The 21,705-nt window shown below is 45.0% G+C and carries 18 protein-coding genes; 7 read left to right on the plus strand and 11 right to left on the minus strand.

Annotation, left to right across the window (positions count from 1 at the left end; genetic code table 11):
* The first annotated feature begins 3 nt into the window (after positions 1 to 3).
* From OH455_RS14870 to tldD, 3 genes are read left to right on the plus strand one after another with little or no spacing between them, the layout of a single operon-like run.
* On the plus strand, positions 4 to 3,879 hold the full coding sequence (locus OH455_RS14870; RefSeq protein WP_269981946.1) for a YhdP family protein: 3,876 nt from the start codon (positions 4 to 6) through the stop codon (positions 3,877 to 3,879).
* A gap of 12 nt (positions 3,880 to 3,891) precedes the next feature.
* On the plus strand, positions 3,892 to 4,710 hold the full coding sequence (locus tag OH455_RS14875) for a carbon-nitrogen hydrolase family protein (RefSeq protein ID WP_269981947.1): 819 nt from the start codon (positions 3,892 to 3,894) through the stop codon (positions 4,708 to 4,710).
* 9 nt (positions 4,711 to 4,719) lie between these two features.
* Positions 4,720 to 6,165: a metalloprotease TldD gene (gene tldD, locus OH455_RS14880; RefSeq protein ID WP_206370019.1), complete on the plus strand. Its 1,446-nt coding sequence runs from the start codon at positions 4,720 to 4,722 to the stop codon at positions 6,163 to 6,165.
* A gap of 77 nt (positions 6,166 to 6,242) precedes the next feature.
* On the opposite strand, the gene arcA is transcribed toward tldD, so the two are convergent.
* Positions 6,243 to 7,463: an arginine deiminase gene (arcA, locus tag OH455_RS14885; RefSeq protein ID WP_045977601.1), complete on the minus strand. Its 1,221-nt coding sequence runs from the start codon at positions 7,461 to 7,463 to the stop codon at positions 6,243 to 6,245.
* Positions 7,464 to 8,027: 564 nt separating this feature from the next.
* Here arcA and rraB point away from each other — a divergent pair.
* Together rraB and OH455_RS14895 are read left to right on the plus strand one after the other, a co-directional pair.
* On the plus strand, positions 8,028 to 8,441 hold the full coding sequence (rraB, locus tag OH455_RS14890; protein ID WP_045977602.1) for a ribonuclease E inhibitor RraB: 414 nt from the start codon (positions 8,028 to 8,030) through the stop codon (positions 8,439 to 8,441).
* A 132-nt stretch (positions 8,442 to 8,573) separates the two neighbouring features.
* On the plus strand, positions 8,574 to 9,374 hold the full coding sequence (locus OH455_RS14895; RefSeq protein WP_206370020.1) for a glycosyl hydrolase 2 galactose-binding domain-containing protein: 801 nt from the start codon (positions 8,574 to 8,576) through the stop codon (positions 9,372 to 9,374).
* Between the two features lie 6 nt (positions 9,375 to 9,380).
* Here the strand turns inward: OH455_RS14895 and OH455_RS14900 are convergent, their stop codons facing one another.
* The 5 genes from OH455_RS14900 to argR form a co-directional block, all read right to left on the minus strand.
* Positions 9,381 to 9,773, minus strand: coding sequence for a DUF2061 domain-containing protein (locus OH455_RS14900; protein ID WP_206375146.1), 393 nt, complete (start codon positions 9,771 to 9,773; stop codon positions 9,381 to 9,383).
* Between the two features lie 144 nt (positions 9,774 to 9,917).
* Entirely contained in the window at positions 9,918 to 10,355 is a 438-nt protein-coding gene (locus tag OH455_RS14905; protein WP_045977605.1) for a universal stress protein, read from the minus strand.
* Between the two features lie 133 nt (positions 10,356 to 10,488).
* A complete protein-coding gene (locus OH455_RS14910) occupies positions 10,489 to 13,068 on the minus strand; it encodes a TRAP transporter permease (protein ID WP_269981948.1) in 2,580 nt (859 codons plus the stop codon).
* Positions 13,069 to 13,296: 228 nt separating this feature from the next.
* Positions 13,297 to 14,265, minus strand: coding sequence for a TAXI family TRAP transporter solute-binding subunit (locus OH455_RS14915; RefSeq protein ID WP_045977607.1), 969 nt, complete (start codon positions 14,263 to 14,265; stop codon positions 13,297 to 13,299).
* 334 nt (positions 14,266 to 14,599) lie between these two features.
* Positions 14,600 to 15,070, minus strand: coding sequence for a transcriptional regulator ArgR (gene argR / locus OH455_RS14920; protein ID WP_045977608.1), 471 nt, complete (start codon positions 15,068 to 15,070; stop codon positions 14,600 to 14,602).
* A 331-nt stretch (positions 15,071 to 15,401) separates the two neighbouring features.
* Here argR and mdh point away from each other — a divergent pair, with 331 nt between their 5' ends.
* Together mdh and OH455_RS14930 are read left to right on the plus strand one after the other, a co-directional pair.
* Entirely contained in the window at positions 15,402 to 16,334 is a 933-nt protein-coding gene (mdh, locus tag OH455_RS14925) for a malate dehydrogenase (protein WP_269981949.1), read from the plus strand.
* 99 nt (positions 16,335 to 16,433) lie between these two features.
* Entirely contained in the window at positions 16,434 to 16,625 is a 192-nt protein-coding gene (locus OH455_RS14930) for a hypothetical protein (protein WP_269981950.1), read from the plus strand.
* Positions 16,626 to 16,680: 55 nt separating this feature from the next.
* On the opposite strand, the gene OH455_RS14935 is transcribed toward OH455_RS14930, so the two are convergent.
* From OH455_RS14935 to OH455_RS14955, 5 genes are all read right to left on the minus strand, one after another.
* Positions 16,681 to 17,070 (minus strand): RidA family protein, encoded by a 390-nt coding sequence (locus OH455_RS14935; protein WP_206375141.1) that lies wholly within the window; start codon positions 17,068 to 17,070, stop codon positions 16,681 to 16,683.
* 126 nt (positions 17,071 to 17,196) lie between these two features.
* Positions 17,197 to 17,658, minus strand: a complete 462-nt coding sequence (pyrI, locus tag OH455_RS14940; protein ID WP_045977612.1) for an aspartate carbamoyltransferase regulatory subunit — start codon at positions 17,656 to 17,658, stop codon at positions 17,197 to 17,199.
* 14 nt (positions 17,659 to 17,672) lie between these two features.
* The gene (gene pyrB, locus OH455_RS14945) at positions 17,673 to 18,602 is read right to left on the minus strand and encodes an aspartate carbamoyltransferase (protein WP_029236336.1); all 930 of its coding nucleotides are present in this window, start codon (positions 18,600 to 18,602) and stop codon (positions 17,673 to 17,675) included.
* A 247-nt stretch (positions 18,603 to 18,849) separates the two neighbouring features.
* On the minus strand, positions 18,850 to 19,854 hold the full coding sequence (locus OH455_RS14950; protein WP_269981951.1) for an ornithine carbamoyltransferase: 1,005 nt from the start codon (positions 19,852 to 19,854) through the stop codon (positions 18,850 to 18,852).
* 118 nt (positions 19,855 to 19,972) lie between these two features.
* Entirely contained in the window at positions 19,973 to 21,349 is a 1,377-nt protein-coding gene (locus OH455_RS14955; RefSeq protein ID WP_269981952.1) for a PhoH family protein, read from the minus strand.
* Positions 21,350 to 21,705: the final 356 nt, after the last annotated feature.

Consider the following 21,705-nt stretch of genomic DNA (forward strand, 5'->3'; position numbering starts at 1 on the left):
TTCGTGAATACCACTGTTAGACGTTTCACCCAAGTATTCATATGGCTCTTGGTGACTGTGATGGTCACCTTGGCTATTGTCATTACCTCATTGCGTATTACTTTGCCCCAGCTCAATCACTTCCAAAGTGACATCCAGAATTGGGTCAATAAAGGATCAGAACTTGATTTCGAAATCGATAAGATCAGTGGGTTCTGGCGTAACACCCACCCCTCTATATCACTGCAGAATGTACGTGCGAATACGCCTGAAAGTAGCGGTATTCATTTTTCGGCACAAACAGTCGAAGTTGAATTTGACCTCATTCAATCACTGCTTGATCGGCGTCCAGTAATTGCTGATTTGAGCATTCATAACCTGAAGCTGGACATCAGCTCCATAGAATGGGTGCAATCTGGACAAAAAACGGCGATGCAGCCGCAAGGTGAGCAGAAGAGTGTTGTACAGCAGTTGGATCAGCTACTGTTACGTCAATTAGATAGCTTTTCATTAGTGGATTCTGAAATTTTGTTGCAGGGAGTTGATGGCTCAAAACGTGAACTCGACATAGCGAAATTGTTCTGGCAAAACAAAGGTCGGCGCCATGTAGCAGACGGTGAGGTCAGCATTGCTCACAGTAACCTTAATTCTGTTCAGATTAAAGCCAATTTTATTGACCATGGTTCTTTGGCTGAAGTCAGCGGTGAGTTCTATCTGGCAGTCGACAACGTTTTGGTCACACCTTGGCTGACAAAATACCTTAAATCTGAAACGGGTATTGAAAAAGGTCAGGTGAGTTTAAACAGCTGGGTTACTCTGCAACACAACAAACCAACCAATGCATATGTTGAATTCGAACCTTCTGAGCTTACATGGAAAGAGGGGCGTAAGCATGAACTGCTGATTGAGTCGGGTATATTACAACTTGAGCCTAAAGGTGAAGGTTGGCAAGTGAATGCTCACTCACTTGCCCTAGAAACGGATGGCCAGCCATGGCCTGAGTTGGATATTGCTTATCAGTGGCAACCTGAAGACTGGCTACTTAATATCTCTCAGCTTGAACTTAAAGCCATTTCCCCATTGGTTAAGCTGGCACCAGAGTCGAAGCAAACTACCCAGCTCCTAGAAACTTTAGACCTTGGCGGTGTAGTGGAAGATATACGAATTTCAATGCACGGTGAAGAACTGAACTCCCTCCACTATTCTGCGCAGCTGACTGATGGTTCAATGAAACAATGGGAGTTATTGCCTGGTGTCCGTCATCTTGCCGCGACAATATCAGGTGATATCCATCAGGCTAAAGCAAGTGTGACCTTAATTGATGACCTATTACCTTATGGCGAAGTGTTTCAGGCACCATTGAACATTAAGCAAGGCCAAGTCGATATGGTGTGGCAGAATCACAAAAATGGGTGGAGTTTGTGGGCAGATAAAGTAACGGCGGCAACACCTGATCTTCAGGTGCTCGGATCGTTCAAGCTCGACTTTCCGAATGATAAAAGCCCTTTTTTGTCCTTCTATGCGGAAGCCGATTTGTATAATGCAGGTGAAACGTGGCGCTATTTGCCCGCTTTAGCGCTCGGACGAGACCTAACCGATTATCTTTCTACAGCTATTCAAGCCGGGAAAGTAAATACCGCTAAATTGCTCTGGTATGGTGAACTAGGTGATTTTCCATACCATAAGAATGATGGCATGTTCCAGGCTTGGGTAGGCCTGAAACAAGCGAAGTTCAGTTTTGATACCGCTTGGCCTGCCATTACGGATTTGGAGTTAGATTTACTGTTCCAAAATGATGCAATGTACCTTAACTCACGTAATGCAAGGTTAATGGACGTAAGTGCGACTCGAATTACTGGCCGTATACCTGAGTTAGCACCGGGCGGGCATATTGAAATTGAAGCGAGTTCAGTCGCGCAGGGTAATGCTGTTCGTGACTACATGACGTCCTCACCATTGGTTGATTCTGTGGGAGCTGCGTTAACAGCGGTACAGGTTGATGGCAAAGTAGCATCCAGTTTCCAACTGAATATACCGTTTAGTTCTGATGAGGAAGCTCGTGCTTGGGGGTACGCTGAACTGGATGAAAATCAGGTCACTATCGAAACCCCACCGCTGAAACTGGAGAACGTATCTGGCCGAATCGAGTTTGATAATGATGTCGTCAGCGCAGCTGGCTTGTCAGCGCAATTATTGAAGCAGCCTGTTGCTATTGATTTTGCTGGTGAGAATGCCGGTCAAGGTTACAACGTTAATATTGATGTTGTCGGTGACTGGGATTTGAAACCGCTAACACCTTATGTCGGTGAGCGCTGGATTGGGCCTTTAAAGGGGCATGCTCCGTGGAGTATGGGAGTGGACATTCAGCTTAATGATGTTGGATTTACTTACCAGCTTGATACCAGTGCGGATCTTAAGATGGTGAGCAGTCAGTACCCTTATCCCCTGAATAAAGACTTATCTCAACTGGGGAAAGCCAGTATGCAGGCATCTGGCAATCAGGAAAGCATTACTGCTCGCTTGCAGTTACCTAATTTGAAGTATCAAGCAGAAATTGATATTCGGCCTGACACACCTGTTTTAAAAGCGACAAATCTGATTTTAGGTAAAGGCAGTTTTAAAATTAGCCCAGTGGCCGGACATCAGGTTCAAATACGCACAGACAAGTTTGATCTTGAACAGTGGGCGGACCTGCTTTCTCGTTCTACATCAATAGCGAGTGAGGCGGCTCTTAATGAGGTGAACACGCCGGAGATACCTATCCCCAATCGAGTTGAATTGGATGTGGGGGAGCTGACCCTAGCGGGCATCGAATGGAATGATGTCGACTTTATTGCCAAACGTAAAAACCTTGGCTGGCATATGAGTCTTGAAAGTCAGGAGGCCGCAGGTGAGGCGAGCTACATTGAACCTTATGATCTCTCCGTAGCGCTCGACAGGTTACATGTGTACATTCCCGCTTTAGATGCCGAATTCAAAGACAAGACCTTGTTTGAAGCGGGGAAAGATCAGAAAGAGCTAATCAGTCATTTTGAACGTGCTTTCCATGAGCAAGTTCCCAACATAACACTGACAATCGATGATTTCTGGTTGCAAGGTTATAAAGTCGGGCAAACGCATCTAGACCTCCAACGTCAAGGTGAGCGAATCGAGTGGAAAAAGCTCTCTTTCCAAAGTGGTGCGAACAAGGTGGATATGAATGGTTCGTGGCTGCTTACGGAGGACATGAATCATACTAAGTTCAATATCGAGATGTCTGGTGACAACAATAGTGATGTAATGGAACGCTTTGGAATTACTTCAGGCATTCAACAGGCACCGTTTGAGATAGACTCTAAAGTCGAGTGGGATGGCTCCCCTTGGTCGATGAGGGTAAACACATTGCAAGGGCATGTTTCGACCAAGCTAGGTAAAGGTCAAATATCAGATGTCAGTGGTGCAGCACGCCTGCTTGGTCTGTTTAGCTTAGATTCTATCATCCGAAAAATGCAGCTCGACTTTAGTGATGTCTTTGATAACGGTATGGCCTTTAATTCGATTAAAGGTAGCGGTGAGATTAAAAATGGTATCTTCCTTACCAATGATATAAAGATGGATGCGGTGGCGGGTGAGATGACAATCAAAGGGTTGGCTAACCTTAACTCACGTACTGTAGACGCAGAGGTGAACTTTGTTCCTGATATTACGTCGGGTATTCCTGTACTGACCGCGTTTGCAGTGACACCGCAAACGGCACTATATGTGCTTGCTATTACCACGGTTATTTCACCAGTTGTAGAGGTCTTTACTCAAGTCAATTATGAAGTGAAAGGGCCACTGGATGCGCCTGTCGTTAAAGAGCTATCACGGAGTAAAGGCGAGTTTAAGTTGCCAGAAACGTTACGCGAAAAAATTGAATAATAAGGAGCGCTCATGGAAAGAGTGGGACTGATTCAAATGACATCGGGGCCAGATGAACAGGAAAATCTGGCTTACATTCAACAGCAAGTTGCCAAGTTAGCCGCCGCTGGCGCTCAGTTGGTGATCACGCCGGAAAATAGCTTAGTGTTTGGCCATCGTACCGATTACCACACAATAGCGGAGCCATTAAATCAGGGAATGATTCAAACGGATCTGGCTATGGTAGCGAAACGCCATGGTGTATTTCTAGTCATAGGAAGCATGCCAATTCGTTGTGAGAATGATGTGACCACGACCTCATTGGTCTTCAGTCCTCAAGGAGAGCTCATTGCACACTATGATAAGCTGCATATGTTTGATGTCGATGTTGCCGACTCTCATCAGCGTTATCGAGAATCCGAAACGTTCAAGCCAGGTGTGCAAATTGTGTCAGTCGATACGCCTATCGCTCATTTGGGCTTAACAATCTGCTATGATGTTCGTTTTCCACAGCTGTATAGTGAACTGGCGAAGCGGGGTGCAAATGTGATGCTGGTCCCTGCCGCATTTACGGCTGTTACAGGCAAAGCGCATTGGGAACCGTTACTAAGGGCAAGAGCAATAGAAACGCAAAGTTGGGTTATCGCGGCCAATCAAACTGGAGTTCATCCTTGTGGTCGAGAAACTTGGGGACACTCTATGGTAATCTCTCCATGGGGAGAAGTGGTCGCCAAACTCAATAGTGAACCGCAGAATCTGTTGGTCGATATTGACTTAAAACGAGTATCTGAAATCCGTAAGGCGATGCCTACTCTCAACCACACTCGGTTCCAAAACCAATTACATGTTTAAGAGCAAAGTATGACAATAAACCAAGTAGAAGACGCATTGCTAAACTCGGCAGGTCTAACCGAGAAGGACATTGCAAAGACTTTAGCCAGCATTGCTAGCCGTCAGATTGACTATGCTGATATCTATTTTCAGTCGAGCTGGCATGAATCACTGGTTCTGGAAGATAGTATTATCAAAGATGGTTCGTTTAACATTGACTGTGGTGTCGGTGTACGAGCGGTCGCGGGTGAGAAAACCGGTTTTGCTTACTCAGATCAAATTCAGCTTGAAGGTTTGAAACAAAGTGCCATGGCCGCTCGTGGTATTGCACAACAAGGTCAAAATATTCAAATTCAGGCGTTCAAGCGTAGTGATAATCAACAAGTTTACGCTGCTGAGAATCCACTTGAAAGCTGGCAAAAAGAGCAAAAAACGCAATTGCTAAAAGAGCTGGATGCCTACATCCGTACCAAGGAGCCTTTGATTACAGAGGTGTCTGTAAGCCTGAGTGGTGTACATGAGCAAATGCTAGTTGCTGCAACAGATGGTACCTATGCTGGAGATATTCGCCCTTTAGTACGTTTGTCTATCAGTGTACTGGCTCAGCGTGGTGAACGCCGTGAGCGAGGCAGTGCTGGTGGTGGTGGACGATTTGGTTATGACTTCTTTTTGACTGAAGAGCAGGGTATAAAAGTAGCCTATCACTACGCTGATGAAGCGATTCGTATGGCGCTAGTTAACCTTGAAGCTGAAGCTGCTCCCGCGGGCGCGATGCCGGTTGTATTAGGTTCAGGTTGGCCTGGTGTCCTGCTTCATGAGGCCGTAGGCCACGGGTTGGAAGGGGATTTTAACCGTAAGGAATCTTCGGTGTTTAGCGGCAAGGTTGGTGAGAAAGTCACCTCTGAGCTTTGTACTATTGTTGATGACGGTACTTTGAAAGACCTACGCGGCTCTCTTAACATCGATGACGAAGGGGTAGCTGGCCAATACAACACCTTGATTGAAAATGGTGTCCTGAAAGGTTACATGCAGGATAAGCACAATGCGCATCTTATGGGGGTTGCGCCTACAGGTAACGGCCGCCGTGAGTCTTACGCACACCTTCCTATGCCGAGAATGACCAACACTTATATGCTACCAGGGCAACATTCGCCAGAAGAAATCATCTCTACGGTAAAGAAAGGTCTTTATGCACCAAACTTTGGTGGTGGCCAGGTCGACATCACGTCGGGTAAATTCGTTTTTTCTGCTTCAGAGGCTTATTTGATTGAAAATGGAAAAATTACTCGCCCTGTGAAAGGAGCAACCTTGATTGGTTCAGGGATTGAAGCAATGCAGCAAGTTTCTATGGTTGGTAATGACCTCAGTATTGACCGAGGTGTCGGTGTGTGTGGCAAAGCAGGTCAGAGCGTTCCTGTTGGTGTTGGGCAACCCACCTTGAAGCTTGATTCGCTTACCGTTGGTGGCACTGACTAGACGCGACTCGACATACCCAATAACAATGAAAAAAGGGTTGATGTTTCCACATCAACCCTTTTTTGTTCTGTTTCTCTTTAGATATCGTCACGCTCAATTGGGCAGCTCATACAACGAGCACCACCGCGTCCGCGGCCCAGTTCATTACCCGGAATGGTCAGAACTTCGATACCTGCTTTGTCGTACTTCTCGTTAGTGTAAACGTTACGTTCGTAACCAATCACCACCCCTGGTTTTACAGTTAGGACGTTGTTCGCGTCGTTCCATTGTTCACGTTCAGCTTCATAGTTGTCGCCGCCAGTAGTGATAATCTTAAGATCATCGACGCCTAATGCTTGCTCAATAGCATGAGTGTAACTTGACACTTGTTCTACCTTCATCTCATTTTCCCCTTTCGATGTTAGGCGCCAAGTATCAAGGTCCTTGCGCATGATCTCGGGATAAACTGAGAAAGTGTCAATATCCATGTGGGTCATTACTGTATCTAAATGCATACAAGAGCGGTGTTTGGGCAAATCAATTGCAATTACTTCTTTCGCTTGACCATTCTTAAATAGATTTGCTGCTAAATTCTCAACACCTTGAGCTGTTGTTCGTTCAGACATACCGACCAACACTGCTCCTTTACCGATAACCAGTACGTCACCGCCCTCAATATTGGCGTTGTCATAATGCAGATCTTCATCACCAAAGTATTTGATGAAGTCTTGTCCTGCGAATACAGGGTGCCAGCGATAAATTGCTCGTAGATGGTTTGTCTCGCGCTGACGAGCTGCTTTCATCATTGGGTTAAGAGACACACCGCCGTAAACCCAACATGATGTATCACGAGTGAAGAGGTGATTTGGCAATGGTTCAATAACAAAGTCCAGTGGACGATGCATCTTAGGTAACATCGATGCAGACTGTATCGGTAACTCTGAATAAGCTAAGCCACCGAGCAAGATGGTTGCTAAGTGTTCATTATCCATATCCGATAAGTAATGGCGTAGGTCACGGGCAAACGTCGGACCGTAGCGGAAATCAGAAATCTGAGTATCTAGCAACCACTCTTTGGCTTCTTTGACTGCCAAAGTCTCTACAAGGAGATCGTGGAGTAGCAATACCTCGACACCCTGATTCGTCAAAGTTTGTGCAAACTGATCATGCTCTTCTCCTGCCGCTTCGACAGCAAGAACATCGTCAAACAGTAGCTCATGGCAGTTTGAAGGGGTAAGGTGGGTTAACGCTCGCTCTGGTCGGGCTAACAATACACGTCTTAACTGGCCTACTTCTGAGCCTACGTACAACTTACTCATTTTGCGTCCTTACAATAATATCCAATGAGTATTTATGACAAGGTTGTTATCAAGATGCAAGCGGTAATGATAGTCTCAAAGACTGGCATTTGTTATTTTTCCGGTCTTTAATTTTTATAATTTTACCATTGGTAGGCTTTTTATCTAAAAAGCTACTATTAAATCTGTGCGCTGACTTTGCGACTCTATTCGTCACGCCATCTGAAAGATTTTGACAAATTAAAATTGAATTCAGCATAGCTATTCACAACTTTGCAAGCTGGTGACAGAAAGTTATATTTCTATGCAGTTATCATTTTTCCTAAGATATGCAGCGCTGAAAAATAAAAACTCACAACGACGGGTAGCAAACTGTGATCGATGACCACAGATAATTCTGAATCACACGTATGATAAAAAAATGTTAAGTTTTCAATGTTGTGAGCTAGATCCGGCTAGATCGTTAATCATAGTACCAACAAAGATGACGATCCGAATAGATTGCGGGTAGTAATTTCGCTGGATCCATGCGATATTCCGTTGCGGTAAAAATCGATCAATCTTGTCACTATCTGGAGCCGACTTATGTCTCATGAAGACGAATATCTATCAGTTGAAGAATTAATTGAGATTCAAAAGGAAGAGACTCGCGAGATCATCCAAGCCTTACGAGAAGACGGTAGTGATCCAGATGCGTTATATGAAATAGAACATCACCTGTTTGCTGAAGATTTCGATACTCTGGAAAAAGCCGTTGTTGAAGCGTTTAAAATGGGTTTTGAAGTATTAGAAGCAGAAGAAACAGAAGATGAAGATGGCAACAAACTGCTGTGCTGTGATGCGACAATGGAATCGGCTCTTGATGCAGAAACAATTGATGCTCAAGTAGAGAAGCTGATTCATCTTGCAGAGAAATATGACATCATCTATGACGGTTGGGGTACCTACTACGAAGGCGAAGATGCACTGTACCCAGAAGAAGATGACGACGAAGAGTAACAAGTTGTTGAAGAAACCAGCCTAAGGCTGGTTTTTTTGTCGCTGTCATTCGGCGAGGGATAAGTATCTTTCATTCTGACGATTCTTTATAATCACCCAAACTTGATCTAGCGCAATTTTAATAAGGGAAACATGCAGCTATCACTCGCAGGCTTATGGCAGATCTCTCCGCTTACTGACCTTTCTATTCCTCAGGATGACATTACTTTTCCTGCAGCATTAAGCGAGCGCTTACCTGATACGTTGTGCGAACAAGATATCGCTGAGCAAGAGTGGCACTTGATGCACGATATTGAAGTTGATGAAGCTATGCTGGCGTTTCCAGCCGTTGACTTGGTACTTGGTGGTGTGGATTACCATGCTGAAGTGCGACTCAATGGTATAGCGCTGTTTGATTGTGATGGCTCACAGGCGGAATACAAAAAGGACATTCGTCCTTACATGCAGCTCGGTCGAAATCGCTTTGAGATCTTGTTTCTTGAAGAGGAAGAAGAACTTTTGTTCGAAGAAGACAAGTTGGATATGTGTCCTTTAGGTGACCAACCTCACCAAAGGTTTGATTCACGATTGGGTATATGGAAAAAACCTTACCTGCAGTTTATTCGCCATGTACGTTTAGATCATGTTGCAACCGAGCAGGTCTGGCACCACGGCGGCGGTTGTGAGTTTTTGGTCGATCTTCATTACAGCACCTACACACCGGGGTTGATTTCTGCTGCAGTTAAATTCAATGGAATGACCTATCATCTACCTATTGATGTACGCAATGATCATGCGAGTGCTTTGTTTCAAGTTGAAGCGCCGATCTATTTTGATGCCAGCCAGCCTGATCTCAATGATCTATATCAGCTAGAAGTGATGTTGGATGGTCAAACGCAGAAATTTAATATCGGACTGAGTAAAAATCTTTGCGTGACCCATTTCCCTGTGTAGTGGTTTTCAAACGTGAGCCGTTTGCTGTGAAAATAGCGGGCTTTGTTTGCGCTGCCATACTCGCTCATGGAAATAATAGGCGAGAGTGTTAATACTTGGTTCAATCGCGGCCATAACTCCACCGACTAACCAGCTCCCTGTCAAAAGATAAGCAACACTAAACGCCACACTAAAGTGCACAACGGCAAAGCTGGTGGTTTTCAGCGCTGTAGCGTTCTCACGTTTTTTCAACTGGGGTGAGGCTTGCCAAACTCGTTCATGAAAATAAAACGCAACGGTGTTCACCATAGGCTCGATCATGGCAATCAGACTACCAATCAAGATATCTCCCGTTAATAGATATGCGACCGTGAAAGCGATTGAGAAGTGAATAACTGCAAAGGTTAATGTCTTTTTCATGATGTGATCCAGTCTTTGGTGTTGATAGGATCATTATTGATAATTATTATCATTAGTTAAATTCGATTGAAACTATAATATCAATCGTTAGTAACTATTAAAAAAGGCGCTCAATTGAGCGCCTTTTGTCTTTATTCAATCAACTTAGCCTTGCGGTTTTACCACCAATACATTGATGGGTGAGTTCTGAACCACTTTACTGGCGACAGAGCCTAATACCACTTTATCCAGTTTAGAACGCTTATGGCTTGGCATCACAATCAGGTCGGCACCGAGCTTTTCCGCATAGTCGAGAATAGTCGCGTACGCTTTGCCTTCGGCTACGTGCGCTTTGTAGACCACTTCTTCAGGAATGTGCTGGACAGCGAACTGTTTCAGCTGATTCTCAACGTCGGTTTTCATTTTCGCTGCGGCATCTTTTGGAAAGTAGGTCGCAACCATAGACATGTGAATACCTGGTAATACGTTCAGAAGATGAACTTGAGCGTTTGAGTGCTTGGCGTGCCAAACAGCCAGCTCTAGTGCTTTATCAGAAAAGCCTTTGTCGTTCAGATCGACAGGAACAAGAATTTGCTTATACATCGATAGCTCTCTATTCAGTCTCAACCATAGAAATGGCTGAGATATGCATCCTTAGTTAATACCAAATCCACCGAATTTAAGTGGATTAGCTAATTGTAGCCTCACTTCCTTCTATGGAGCGAGGCTAACTAAGTTACGCGCTCAATTCATCCTTACGAGCTCGTCTTCTCTGGTTCATACCTAGACCGATGAGCAGTAGTAGTGCAGGAACGAAGACCCACTCTTTCATTGGTCGATCTGCATCCACTACAACCGAGCGAATCTCCCAGTCGAAATCAACGCCAGCTGCTTCTGCTGGGCTGCCGAATTCGACCATATCGACCAACATACGGCCATTGCTGCTATTCAGCATCAGACCCATAGATGATATACGATCTTCAGCGGACTTTGCGCTGTCCTCGAATGGCAGTCGGACAGTCTTCGAGATGAAATCACCTTCAAGGTTCTCACCCGCAACAAGAAGCTCAATCTCTTGACCAACTGCTAGCTGTTCAGTGATCTGCGCGATCTCTGTACCTGGATGAAGTACTTTGGCTGGGTAAATTTGATCCCACCAGAAACCAGGGCGGAAGAAAGTAAACGTCAGAGCCAAAAGCAGAACTGTTTCCCACCACTTGTTCTTAGTAAACCACCAGCCTTGTGTTGCTGCAGAGAATATCAGCATTGCAATGACGGAAGATATGATCGTGAGCAACAAATGCCACCAACTCTCAATTCCCATTAAAAGAAGTTGTGTGTTGAAGATGAACATGAAAGGTAAGATGGCGGTACGAATATCGTAAGTAAAGCCCTGAATACCGGTCCTGATTGGATCCGACTTGGCTATCGCCGCAGCGGCAAAGGCTGCTAAACCAACCGGAGGTGTATCGTCGGCCAGAATACCAAAGTAGAACACAAACAAGTGAACGGCGATCAGAGGGATGATTAAGCCGCTTTGTGCACCCAGCGTCACGATAACAGGAGCCATTAGTGTAGAAACTACGATGTAGTTTGCTGTCGTTGGTAGGCCCATACCCAAGATCAGACTGATCACAGCAGTGAACAGAAGCATCAGGATAATGTTACCACCCGAGATAAACTCGACGAAGTCCGTCATCACCAAACCAATACCGGTGAGAGTTACCACACCAACAACTGTGCCCGCAGCCGCAGTCGCAACACCAATACCGATCATGTTACGAGCACCAGAAACTAGACTCTCAAGTAAGTCAATAAAGCCCTCTTTGGTTTGTTCTGCAATCGATCCTTGTTGAGAAAGAGCTGCCATTAGAGGGCGTTGAGTGATCAGGATAAAGATCATGAAAACCGTCGCCCAGAAAGCGGATAGACCTGGAGAGAATCGTTCAACGGTCAGACACCAAACTAGCACAACAATTGGGAGTAGGTAATGTAAACCTGACTTGATGGTTGGGCCAGGATCTGGTACTTCAGTTAGCTCAGCATCGATCTCAATCGCGCCTTCTTTGGCATATTTGGCTGAGATATTAACCAGAGCTACATAAGACAGTAGCAAAGCAACGGTGACGATTGGTGTAGCGGCATCACCAAATACGTCTTTAGTCCAGCCGACACCATAATAAACAGCGGCACTAATCACACATAGACCAAGAATTGTGCCAGTGAAAGACAGTAAGCTAGCCAGCAGTGTTGGATTATGACGACGAGGAAGACCAGTCATGCCTGCTTTACATGCTTCAAGGTGGACAATGTAAATTAGCGCGATGTAAGAAATCAGAGCAGGCAGGATTGCCGCCTTGATGACTTCGACGTAAGAAATTCCTACGTATTCAACCATTAGGAATGCAGCTGCACCCATTATTGGTGGCGTTAACTGACCATTGGTTGAAGCGGCAACTTCTACTGCGCCTGCTTTTGTTCCTGGGAAACCGACACGTTTCATTAGTGGGATTGTGAAGGTACCAGTGGTCACAACGTTGGCGATTGAAGAGCCCGAAACCAGACCAGATAAACCTGATGCGACTACTGCTGCTTTAGCTGGCCCACCTCTCATATGTCCCAGCAAAGAGAAAGCGACTTTAATGAAATAAGCACCTGCACCTGCGCGTTCCAGCATTGCCCCGAACAGTACAAACAAGAATACGAATGATGTGGATACACCCAGAGCAACGCCAAATACACCTTCGGTTGTTAACCATAGATGAGACATTGCTTTGTTCAGACTAGCGCCTTTGTGAGCAATCACATCGGGCATGTACGGACCACCAAAGGTATACAGTAAGAACACGGCGGCAACGACCATCAGTGGTGGACCTAGTGCACGACGTGTCGCTTCCAGTAGCAGCACCATTCCTATAACAGCAACAACAATGTCAAATGTTGTTGGAGCACCTGATCGGCCAGCCAGCTCGGTGTAGAAAATGTAGATATAAGCAGCGGAGAAACTGCCGGCTAATGCCAGTAGCCAATCCAGAGCAGGGATATGATCACGAGGAGAAGTTTTCAGAGCGGGGTAAGCGGTAAACGCTAGGAACACGGCAAACATCAAATGTATCGAACGTGCTTCAGTGTCGTTGAGTACGCCAAAATTAAATATGAACGGCAGAGGGGATGCGTACCAAAGTTGGAATAGTGACCAACACAGTGGCACAAACCATAAGATGCGTCCTGGGATACCCATAGGGGCACGTGCACCTGTATCGGCTTGAGCTACCATTTCTTGCACATCTTGAGACGGAGATGTTGTCTTCGACATGTACTTAATCCTTATTATAAATGGCCTGTCTTTTTATGATTGTCAGAACCTGATTTGCATCTTTCAGTCTAGTGAAAAGATCAAACATTGCTCATTAGTAAGTTTGTGATAGATACAAATAAAGAGGAGTTTCAAAAAATATGAAACTCCAAATAATACGATATTGCTCAATACCTTAGAGCTTGATGCATCAAGGAGGTAGTGACCTCCTTGATGAACAAAGAGAGGTTACTTAAGTAGGCCTACTTCTTTGTAGTATTTCTCAGCACCTGGGTGTAGAGGGATAGAAAGACCAGCTTTCACCATGTCTTCTTTCTTAAGGTTTGCAAACGCAGGGTGCAGACGTTTAAAGGTATCAAAATTTTCGAATACAGATTTTGCCACGTTGTAAGCAACATCGTCAGAAACATTAGTCGTTGTCACCATAGTCGCGGCAACACCGAAGCTGTTTACGTCTTTATCTGTACCACGGTACATACCCGCTGGGATTGTACTGAATGCGTAATATGGATTGTCAGCGACGATCTTGTCGATTTGCGGGCCAGTTGCAGAAATTAACTTCGCATCACATGAAGTAGTTGCTTCTTTGATTGATCCATTTGGATGGCCAACAACATAAACGAACGCGTCGATTTTATTATCACATAGAGCTTGTGAACGCTCAGAACCTTTTAGTTCAGAAGCAAGCTTGAAGCTGTCGTTAGTCCAGCCCATGGCTTCCATTACTACACCCATAGTCGCACGGTCACCAGAACCTGGGTTACCGATGTTTACGCGCTTGCCTTTCAGGTCAGATACGTTTTCTATACCAGAATCAGCACGAGCGATGATGTTAAATGGTTCTGTGTGTAGAGAGAACACTGCACGTAGCTTTTTGTACGGGCCTTGTTCAGCAAACTTACTTGTACCGTTGTATCCGTGGTACTGCCAATCAGACTGAACGATACCAAAGTCCAGCTCTCCAGCACGAATAGTGTTTACGTTGTAGATCGAACCACCAGTCGACTCCACAGAACAACGAATATTGTGATCTTTACGGCCTTTATTAACCAGTTTACAAATCGCGCCACCAGTCGGGTAGTAAACGCCCGTTACAGAACCTGTACCAATCGTAATGAATTCTTGAGCGTTAACCGCGCCAGCACCCACTACAGCAGCTGCAATAGCACCAACTTTGATAAGTTTGTTCAATGCCATGAATTTCCCTTCCTTTATCCATTATTAACCCAGAGCAAGTGTAGTCGCTATGGGAGTTTCCTATTATGGAAACGGCATCTTTTTCAATCCGTATGTTGAAAAAGTGGCAGAATAATACCAAATAATTGGCACATAATTACACGATTGTTAAAAACTATAGCGAATTTGGCTGCGTTTTGAACGAAAATTTAACCTAAATTAGCAGGTTAAACCATCGTTGAATCAATGGCTTAGCCTAATGCGCATTTGGATGAAGAGATTTGTCTAAGATGTGATTTGAGTCACAAGGCAACTGACCTCAAGTGACTCAACAGTAGGGGGCGATATCTGAAACTTATCCAGTATATTCAAATAGTTCGCAGACTGAATTGAACAATTGTTCCGTCGTTATATTTAGGGTCGGAGTAATGAAAATTGTGTCATCGCCGGCGACGACACCGAGTATGCCTTCTGCTTTACCCAGTGAATCGAGTAAACGAGCAATTAACTGAGCTGCGCCTGGTCCAGTATGAATCACGACTAGGGCATTGTTGCGGTCAATATCTAGAACCAACTCACGCAATGAGCTCGATACTGTCGGCACACCTAACTCCGCTGGCAGACAGTAAACCATTTCCATCTTGGCATTGCGGGTACGAACAGCACCAAATTTGGTCAGCATACGGGAAACTTTGGACTGGTTAATGTTTTCGAAGCCTTCATTTTTCAGAGCCTCGACAATATCCCCTTGGGAGCCAAATCGTTCCTCTTTTAGCAATGCTTTAAATGCACGGACGAGGTTATCTTGTTTTTCTGAATGACGCATGGTTCTCTTTCAGCCGTTGTTTTTATAAAAATCAAGTGAATATTCTCGCATAGCTATGCACATTGTGCCAATGCTATCCCTAAATCTGTCTAACATGTCACTGTAAACAGGGGAGAGATATTGCAACTTTATTATTGCTTAACCCTTTGTCAATAAAGGTAAATATGAGGATAATAAACACTTGTATGTAGTATGTTGTTACTGTGTTGCGCAAGGTCGCAAAGCTGACGTTAATTGATTGTAATCATTATGTGATTGCTATAGCTTTGGACAGCGTTGATTTCAAATCACCCCAAGACTTATAAAGAGATCCATCTCAAGGAGAACTACGATGAAAGTAGCCGTTATTGGTGCCGCTGGAGGCATCGGTCAAGCCCTAGCCCTTTTACTTAAAAACCGCCTTCCTGCAGGTTCAGATTTAGCACTTTATGACATCGCTCCGGTTACTCCGGGTGTCGCTGCTGATCTAAGTCACATTCCAACGCCAGTATCAATCAAAGGTTATGCGGGCGAAGATCCAACACCCGCCCTTGAAGGTGCGGATGTTGTTCTTATCTCCGCGGGTGTTGCACGTAAGCCTGGTATGGATCGTGCGGACCTATTTAACGTCAACGCTGGTATCGTTAAGTCTCTTGCAGAGAAAATTGCTCACGTTTGTCCTAAAGCGATGATTGGTATCATTACTAACCCAGTTAACACGACAGTACCAATCGCGGCAGAAGTTCTTAAGAAAGCGGGCGTTTACGATAAGCGCCGTCTGTTTGGTGTGACAACTCTGGATGTTATCCGTTCTGAAACTTTCGTTGCGGATCTTAAAGATAAAGATCCAGGTGAGGTACGTGTACCGGTTATCGGTGGTCACTCTGGTGTAACGATTCTTCCTCTGCTTTCTCAGGTTGAAGGTGTTGAGTTCACGGCAGAAGAAGTAGAAGCACTAACTAAGCGTATCCAGAATGCGGGTACTGAAGTGGTAGAGGCAAAAGCGGGTGGCGGTAGCGCAACTCTGTCTATGGGTCAGGCGGCGTGCAGATTCGGTCTTGCTCTAGTGAAAGCACTTCAAGGTGAAGATGTGGTTGAATACGCTTACGTTGAAGGTGATGGTGAGCATGCACCGTTCTTCGCACAACCAGTGAAGCTGGGTAAAGATGGCGTTGAAGAGATCCTGAGCTACGGTGAACTGAGTGCATTCGAAAAATCAGCACTTGATGGCATGTTAGAAACACTGAACGGCGACATCCAAACGGGTATGGATTTCGTTAAGTAAGCCTTAAATTAATATTATAAAAAGCCGACTTTGAGTCGGCTTTTTTGATCCTTTTTATCTCTCAGGTTGTAAATAGTTAAACAACAAAGGGAGAGGAATATGGATATTACTGAAATCGAAAAAGGTATGCTGGTGGAATGTAAACAGGGCGTTGGAACAGTCTTGGCCGTTGATAAGAAGAACCATGCGATTCTTATTGAGGAGCGTGATTCTCATCAGCAGTTTGCTGCTGACATCAGCGAATTAATGGATGACCCACAACTGCATATAGGTTGTGACAAATATTATTGATTCTTTAGCGTAAAAAAAGCGAGCATCAAGCTCGCTTTTTTATGATATTCGAAAATTATTTGCGAACAGCAATCGCTTCAATTTCGATACCTACATCTTTAGGTAGACGAGCCACTTCTACACATGAACGAGCAGGGTAGTTTGACACATTATGCTCATCGAAGAATTGACCATACACTTCGTTAACTGTGCCAAAGTCATTGAGGTCTTTGACGAAAACCGTCATTTTAACGATGTCAGTAACAGACAAGCCAGATGCTTCAACCACCGCTTTTACGTTATCCAGAGACTGACGAGCTTGCTCAGAGATGTCTGCTGATACTTCACCTGTTGCAGGGTTTACTGGAATCTGACCTGAGGTCAGTACCATGTTACCTAGGTCTACACCTTGTACATACGGGCCAATAGCAGCAGGAGCGGATTCTGTATGAAGTACTTTAGTCATTATTATGTTCCATCTGTTGGGGTTAACGTAATTAAGGGAAATCAGTGTGCCGTGAAAGCTCGGCGGCGTAAAGAAAAATCCCTGCTAGCAGAGAGCAGGGATAGATAATTTATGATTAATAGATGATTAACGCTCAGTAACGATTTCTCGTGAGAAGACTTTTTCACAATACTTACATTTTAATCGAACGTTATCTTTCTTCTCGAATACTTTAAAGCTAGTTTCTACAGGTTCATCGTGGGTAATGCAGTTACTGTTTGGGCATTCAAAGACGTTGTTGATCTGTTCTGGTAAATCGAGAGCCAGCTTCTTCACAACCTCGTAGTTTTCGATTTGGTTAACCGTGGCATGTGGTGCGTACAAGGCAAGTTTGCTTGCCTGCTCTTCAGTGATAAAGACATTTTCAATCTTAAGCAGATCTTTATGACCGAGGGCCGAAGACGGCAAATTGAGGCCAACAGTGACGCGCTGCTCTGACTTATCCATTGAAAATAGTTTGAGAACTTTAATACCAATCTGAGCTGGAATGTGGTCAATAACGGTGCCGTTTTTGATTGCTTCAACCTGCAATTGAGTTTCTTTAGCCATGATGATTCTCCAGATTACAGTGATTGGTTTAAAACAAGGGCAAGTAGGGCTTCACGCGCATAGACGCCATTTTCAGCCTGCTCAAAGTAATAGGCGTGTGGCGTTTTATCGACATCAACAGTGATTTCATCCACGCGAGGCAGCGGGTGTAGCACTTTTAGGTTGTCGCGTGCACCTTCCAGCAGGGCTGCAGTAAGGATGTAGGCCGATTTGATGTGCGCGTATTCCGACTCGTCAAAGCGCTCTTTCTGAACACGGGTCATGTACAGCACGTCCAGCTCAGGGATGACGGTTTCCATATCTGTGTGCATGCTGTATTCAATACCAGCTTCATCCAACTCTTCACAAATGTAATCTGGCATCGCTAGTGCCTCTGGCGCAATGAAGTAGAAACGAACATTGTTAAATTTCGCCAGAGCCTGCGTCAGAGAGTGAACGGTACGGCCGTATTTCAGGTCACCAACAAAGGCAACATTGAGGTTATCGAGACGGCCTTGTGTTTCGGCAATAGAGAACAGGTCGAGCAGAGTTTGGGTTGGATGTTGGTTCGCTCCGTCACCCGCGTTGATGACAGGTACACCATTGGAGAATTCAGAAGCTAATCGTGCAGCGCCTTCCTGTGGATGACGCATAACAAATGCATCGACATAAGAAGAGATAACCTGAACCGAGTCCGATAAGGTTTCTCCTTTCTTGGCTAGCGAAGTGTTACCGCCATTATCAAAACCAATCACGCTGCCACCGACGCGCTGGATAGCGGTTTCAAAAGACAGACGAGTACGGGTAGAAGGCTCAAAGAAGCAGCTGGCGATCACCTTGTTCTTGATCAGCTCAGGATTAGGCTCTGCTTTGAGTTGACCTGCGGTTTTGACAATCAGTTCCAGCTCTTCACGAGAAAGCTCAGGAATTGAGATAATGTGCTTGTTATAAAGCGTGTTCGTCATAATCATCGTCCCATCTGCAATTTAGGCAATAAAAAAGCCTCCCAATAGGGAGGCTTTAAAAATCGGTGGAAATAGTAATAAGACCAGCCAGTAAGCGTTTTGGCTTACCTAATGTAAATCGTTTTGTAGAACACGTTTTACGTGGCATTTGGTCACTACCTCCAGACAAATTGCCGAGCATTATACGCTGAAGATTTGTTAACGCAAGCGATTACATCGACGCTTTATGGTGCAATTTTTGTTGGTGTTATGAACCGAGTGTTGCGACCATCACAGCTTTAATCGTGTGCATGCGGTTCTCTGCTTCATCAAACACAATCGAGTGGTCAGACTCGAACACTTCTTCAGTAACTTCCAGCCCATTCATACCGTATTTGTCGGCTACTTCTTTACCTATGGTGGTTTCATCATTATGAAATGCCGGTAAGCAATGCATGAACTTGACTTGTGGGTTACCGGTTTTATCTAGGGTGTCCATATTGACTTGATAAGGCTTCATTTGAGCAACTCGCTCGTCCCAAGCCTCTGGGGCTTCGCCCATCGAAACCCACACGTCAGTATAAAGGAAGTCGCAACCTTTAACGCCTTCATCTACGCTTTCAGTCAAGGTGATTTTTGCCCCTGTTTGTAGAGCAATCTGTTGGCAGTTTGCCACCAGTTCCTCTTCTGGCCAGAAAGCTTTAGGGGCGACGAGACGTATGTCCATGCCCATTTTTGCTGCACCTACCAGTAGAGAGTTACCCATGTTGTTGCGTGCATCGCCTAAGTAAGCAAACTTGATTTCATGGAGCATCTTACCGCGACCGTGTTCAAGCATGGTAAGAAAATCGGCCAGTATTTGAGTGGGGTGAAATTCGTCGGTCAAACCGTTCCAAACAGGTACACCAGCGTATTGCCCCAGCTCTTCTACGACTTCTTGGCCGAACCCTCGATATTCAATGCCGTCATACATTCTGCCTAGTACACGCGCAGTGTCCTTCATCGACTCTTTATGACCAATCTGAGAACCAGATGGGCCGATGTAAGAAACTTGTGCGCCTTGGTCGAAGGCTGCTACTTCAAACGCGCATCGGGTGCGAGTAGAGGCTTTTTCAAAGATCAGGGCGATGTTTTTACCAACGAGCTTTTTCTGTTCTGTGCCCGCGTATTTTGCCTTCTTAAGATCCGCAGATAGATCGAGTAAAAACTGGATCTCTTTTGGGGTGAAATCGAGAAGCTTAAGGAAATTTCGGTTACGTAGATTGAAAGCCATGCTTCAGTCCTTCATTGCTCATTATTTTAATAGGACTAGTTAAACATAGTTATGTGATGCTTGTGAATAGTTATTTTAAAAATGTAGCGGGATATAAATAATATCCCGCTTTTCATGACTATAAATTCTCTTCTGCAAACTCAGCCAGACGGCTGCGCACGACGCCATTTAGGTGGACATTGGCGCTGCCTTCGAAGTTCTTGAAGCGTTCAACCATGTAGGTTAACCCTGAGGTAACAGGGGTGAGGTAGTGGGAGTCAATCTGTGCCAGGTTACCCGAGCAAACTATCTTAGTACCTTCACCACAGCGAGTAATGATGGTTTTGATTTGCGAAGCGGTCAGGTTCTGACACTCATCCAGTAAGACAAACGCGTTTTGGATTGAGCGGCCACGCATAAAGTTTATCGACTTAAACTGTATATTGGCTTTGTCACAGATGTACTTCAATGAGCCTTCAGTGCAGTGGTCGTGCTTATGTAGCGCTTCCAGTGTGTCCGTTACCGCCGCTAACCAAGGCAGCATTTTTTCCTCCTCACTGCCAGGCAAGAAGCCAATCGATTCGCCGATATCTGGCGTATTACGTGTGACGATGATCTTGTCGAACATACCGTGTTCAATGGTTTGCTCCAAAGCGGACGCCATAGCAAGTAGCGTTTTACCACTACCCGCAGCCCCCGTTAGAATCACCAAATCAATATCAGGATCGAGTAAGGCATCTAACGCCATGCCTTGATAAATGTTCTTAGGCGTGATGTCCCACGCTCGACGATGCATCATACGCTCGCGGCTGAGATCTTTCAGTGTTACCTTGTCAGGGGTGATGTCTTCCACTCGCCCTGCGAAATCACTCTCTTCATCAATAACATACTGATTAATGTAAGTTGGCTCAAAAGGCTCTCGATCTAGGGTATGGAACGTGTGACCACCAAGGTTCTTACTCTCGACCTCATCGATATTGCTCCAGAAGTCACCTTCGATTCGTTGGAAGCCTTTAGTTAGGTACTGAACGTCATCAATTAATTGATCAGTACGATAATCTTCAACGAAGCGAACGCCTGCCCCTTTGGCGCGTAAGCGCATATTGATGTCTTTGGTGATCAGAACCACTTCACGTGGTGCTCGTTTGTTCTGCAGATAAAGTACCGCATTAAGAATGCGATTATCGCCAGCTTTGTCAGCAAATGCCTTAACAGTCTCTTGCAGCTCAAAATCGGCGAGAATAGAGATATGGCCGGTATTTTCTTTATCTCGATTGATGGGAATGCCTTCAGAGATTTCATCTGGTGTGGCGTCTTTGAACATAGCTTCCATGGCGCGGATGGCCACTCGCGCATCGCGGGCAACGTCGCGTTTGCTGTCTTTGATTCGGTCGAGCTCTTCGAGGACGGTCATTGGAATGACCACGTCGTGTTCTTGAAAGGAATAGATGGCTAAAGGTTCATGAAGAAGGATGTTGGTGTCTAGGACAAAAAGTTTCCGATCCGTGTCACCCATAAGCGTCTCCTTGCCGTGATGCGGCTTGTTTGCCATTCACAATCGCTTGTGATGATGGCCTACCTGCGGTTGTTTGCAGCATGTCGCTAAGTCGCTCAGAGATCGCTGTCGGTTAGCTGATATGCTACAAACCCGTATTGATCGTCATCCGAAATAATGCATCTCTCGTGCCAGTCAAAACATTGACACCATCGTCTACATTCTCATCTGTGAGTATAAGTCAGATTTCCAACTCTCTTTTTTAGATTTGCCACTCTTTTCTTACACTTTGATGTCATGCAAAAGATAGAGAAAAATTTGTTGGTTTTTGAGGTGTTTGTACGTGACCAATATCACAGCTTCGAGTAATATGAGCG

Origin of the sequence: Vibrio sp. T11.5, assembly GCF_027587155.1 — a bacterium.
Taxonomy (GTDB): Bacteria; Pseudomonadota; Gammaproteobacteria; order Enterobacterales; family Vibrionaceae; genus Vibrio; species Vibrio neptunius.

Excerpts from the sequence above, each read along its gene's own strand:
- arcA (WP_045977601.1), bottom strand. The coding sequence starts at position 7,463 with ATGAGTAAGTTGTACGTAGGCTCAGAAGTAGGCCAGTTAAGACGTGTA.
- OH455_RS14910 (WP_269981948.1), bottom strand. The coding sequence starts at position 13,068 with ATGTCGAAGACAACATCTCCGTCTCAAGATGTGCAAGAAATGGTAGCT.
- pyrI (WP_045977612.1), bottom strand. The coding sequence starts at position 17,658 with ATGGCTAAAGAAACTCAATTGCAGGTTGAAGCAATCAAAAACGGCACC.
- OH455_RS14930 (WP_269981950.1), top strand. The coding sequence starts at position 16,434 with ATGGATATTACTGAAATCGAAAAAGGTATGCTGGTGGAATGTAAACAG.
- OH455_RS14915 (WP_045977607.1), bottom strand. The coding sequence starts at position 14,265 with ATGGCATTGAACAAACTTATCAAAGTTGGTGCTATTGCAGCTGCTGTA.
- OH455_RS14895 (WP_206370020.1), top strand. The coding sequence starts at position 8,574 with ATGCAGCTATCACTCGCAGGCTTATGGCAGATCTCTCCGCTTACTGAC.
- OH455_RS14935 (WP_206375141.1), bottom strand. The coding sequence starts at position 17,070 with ATGACTAAAGTACTTCATACAGAATCCGCTCCTGCTGCTATTGGCCCG.
- tldD (WP_206370019.1), top strand. The coding sequence starts at position 4,720 with ATGACAATAAACCAAGTAGAAGACGCATTGCTAAACTCGGCAGGTCTA.
- argR (WP_045977608.1), bottom strand. The coding sequence starts at position 15,070 with ATGCGTCATTCAGAAAAACAAGATAACCTCGTCCGTGCATTTAAAGCA.
- pyrB (WP_029236336.1), bottom strand. The coding sequence starts at position 18,602 with ATGACGAACACGCTTTATAACAAGCACATTATCTCAATTCCTGAGCTT.
- OH455_RS14950 (WP_269981951.1), bottom strand. The coding sequence starts at position 19,854 with ATGGCTTTCAATCTACGTAACCGAAATTTCCTTAAGCTTCTCGATTTC.
- rraB (WP_045977602.1), top strand. The coding sequence starts at position 8,028 with ATGTCTCATGAAGACGAATATCTATCAGTTGAAGAATTAATTGAGATT.
- OH455_RS14900 (WP_206375146.1), bottom strand. The coding sequence starts at position 9,773 with ATGAAAAAGACATTAACCTTTGCAGTTATTCACTTCTCAATCGCTTTC.
- mdh (WP_269981949.1), top strand. The coding sequence starts at position 15,402 with ATGAAAGTAGCCGTTATTGGTGCCGCTGGAGGCATCGGTCAAGCCCTA.
- OH455_RS14875 (WP_269981947.1), top strand. The coding sequence starts at position 3,892 with ATGGAAAGAGTGGGACTGATTCAAATGACATCGGGGCCAGATGAACAG.
- OH455_RS14905 (WP_045977605.1), bottom strand. The coding sequence starts at position 10,355 with ATGTATAAGCAAATTCTTGTTCCTGTCGATCTGAACGACAAAGGCTTT.
- OH455_RS14955 (WP_269981952.1), bottom strand. The coding sequence starts at position 21,349 with ATGGGTGACACGGATCGGAAACTTTTTGTCCTAGACACCAACATCCTT.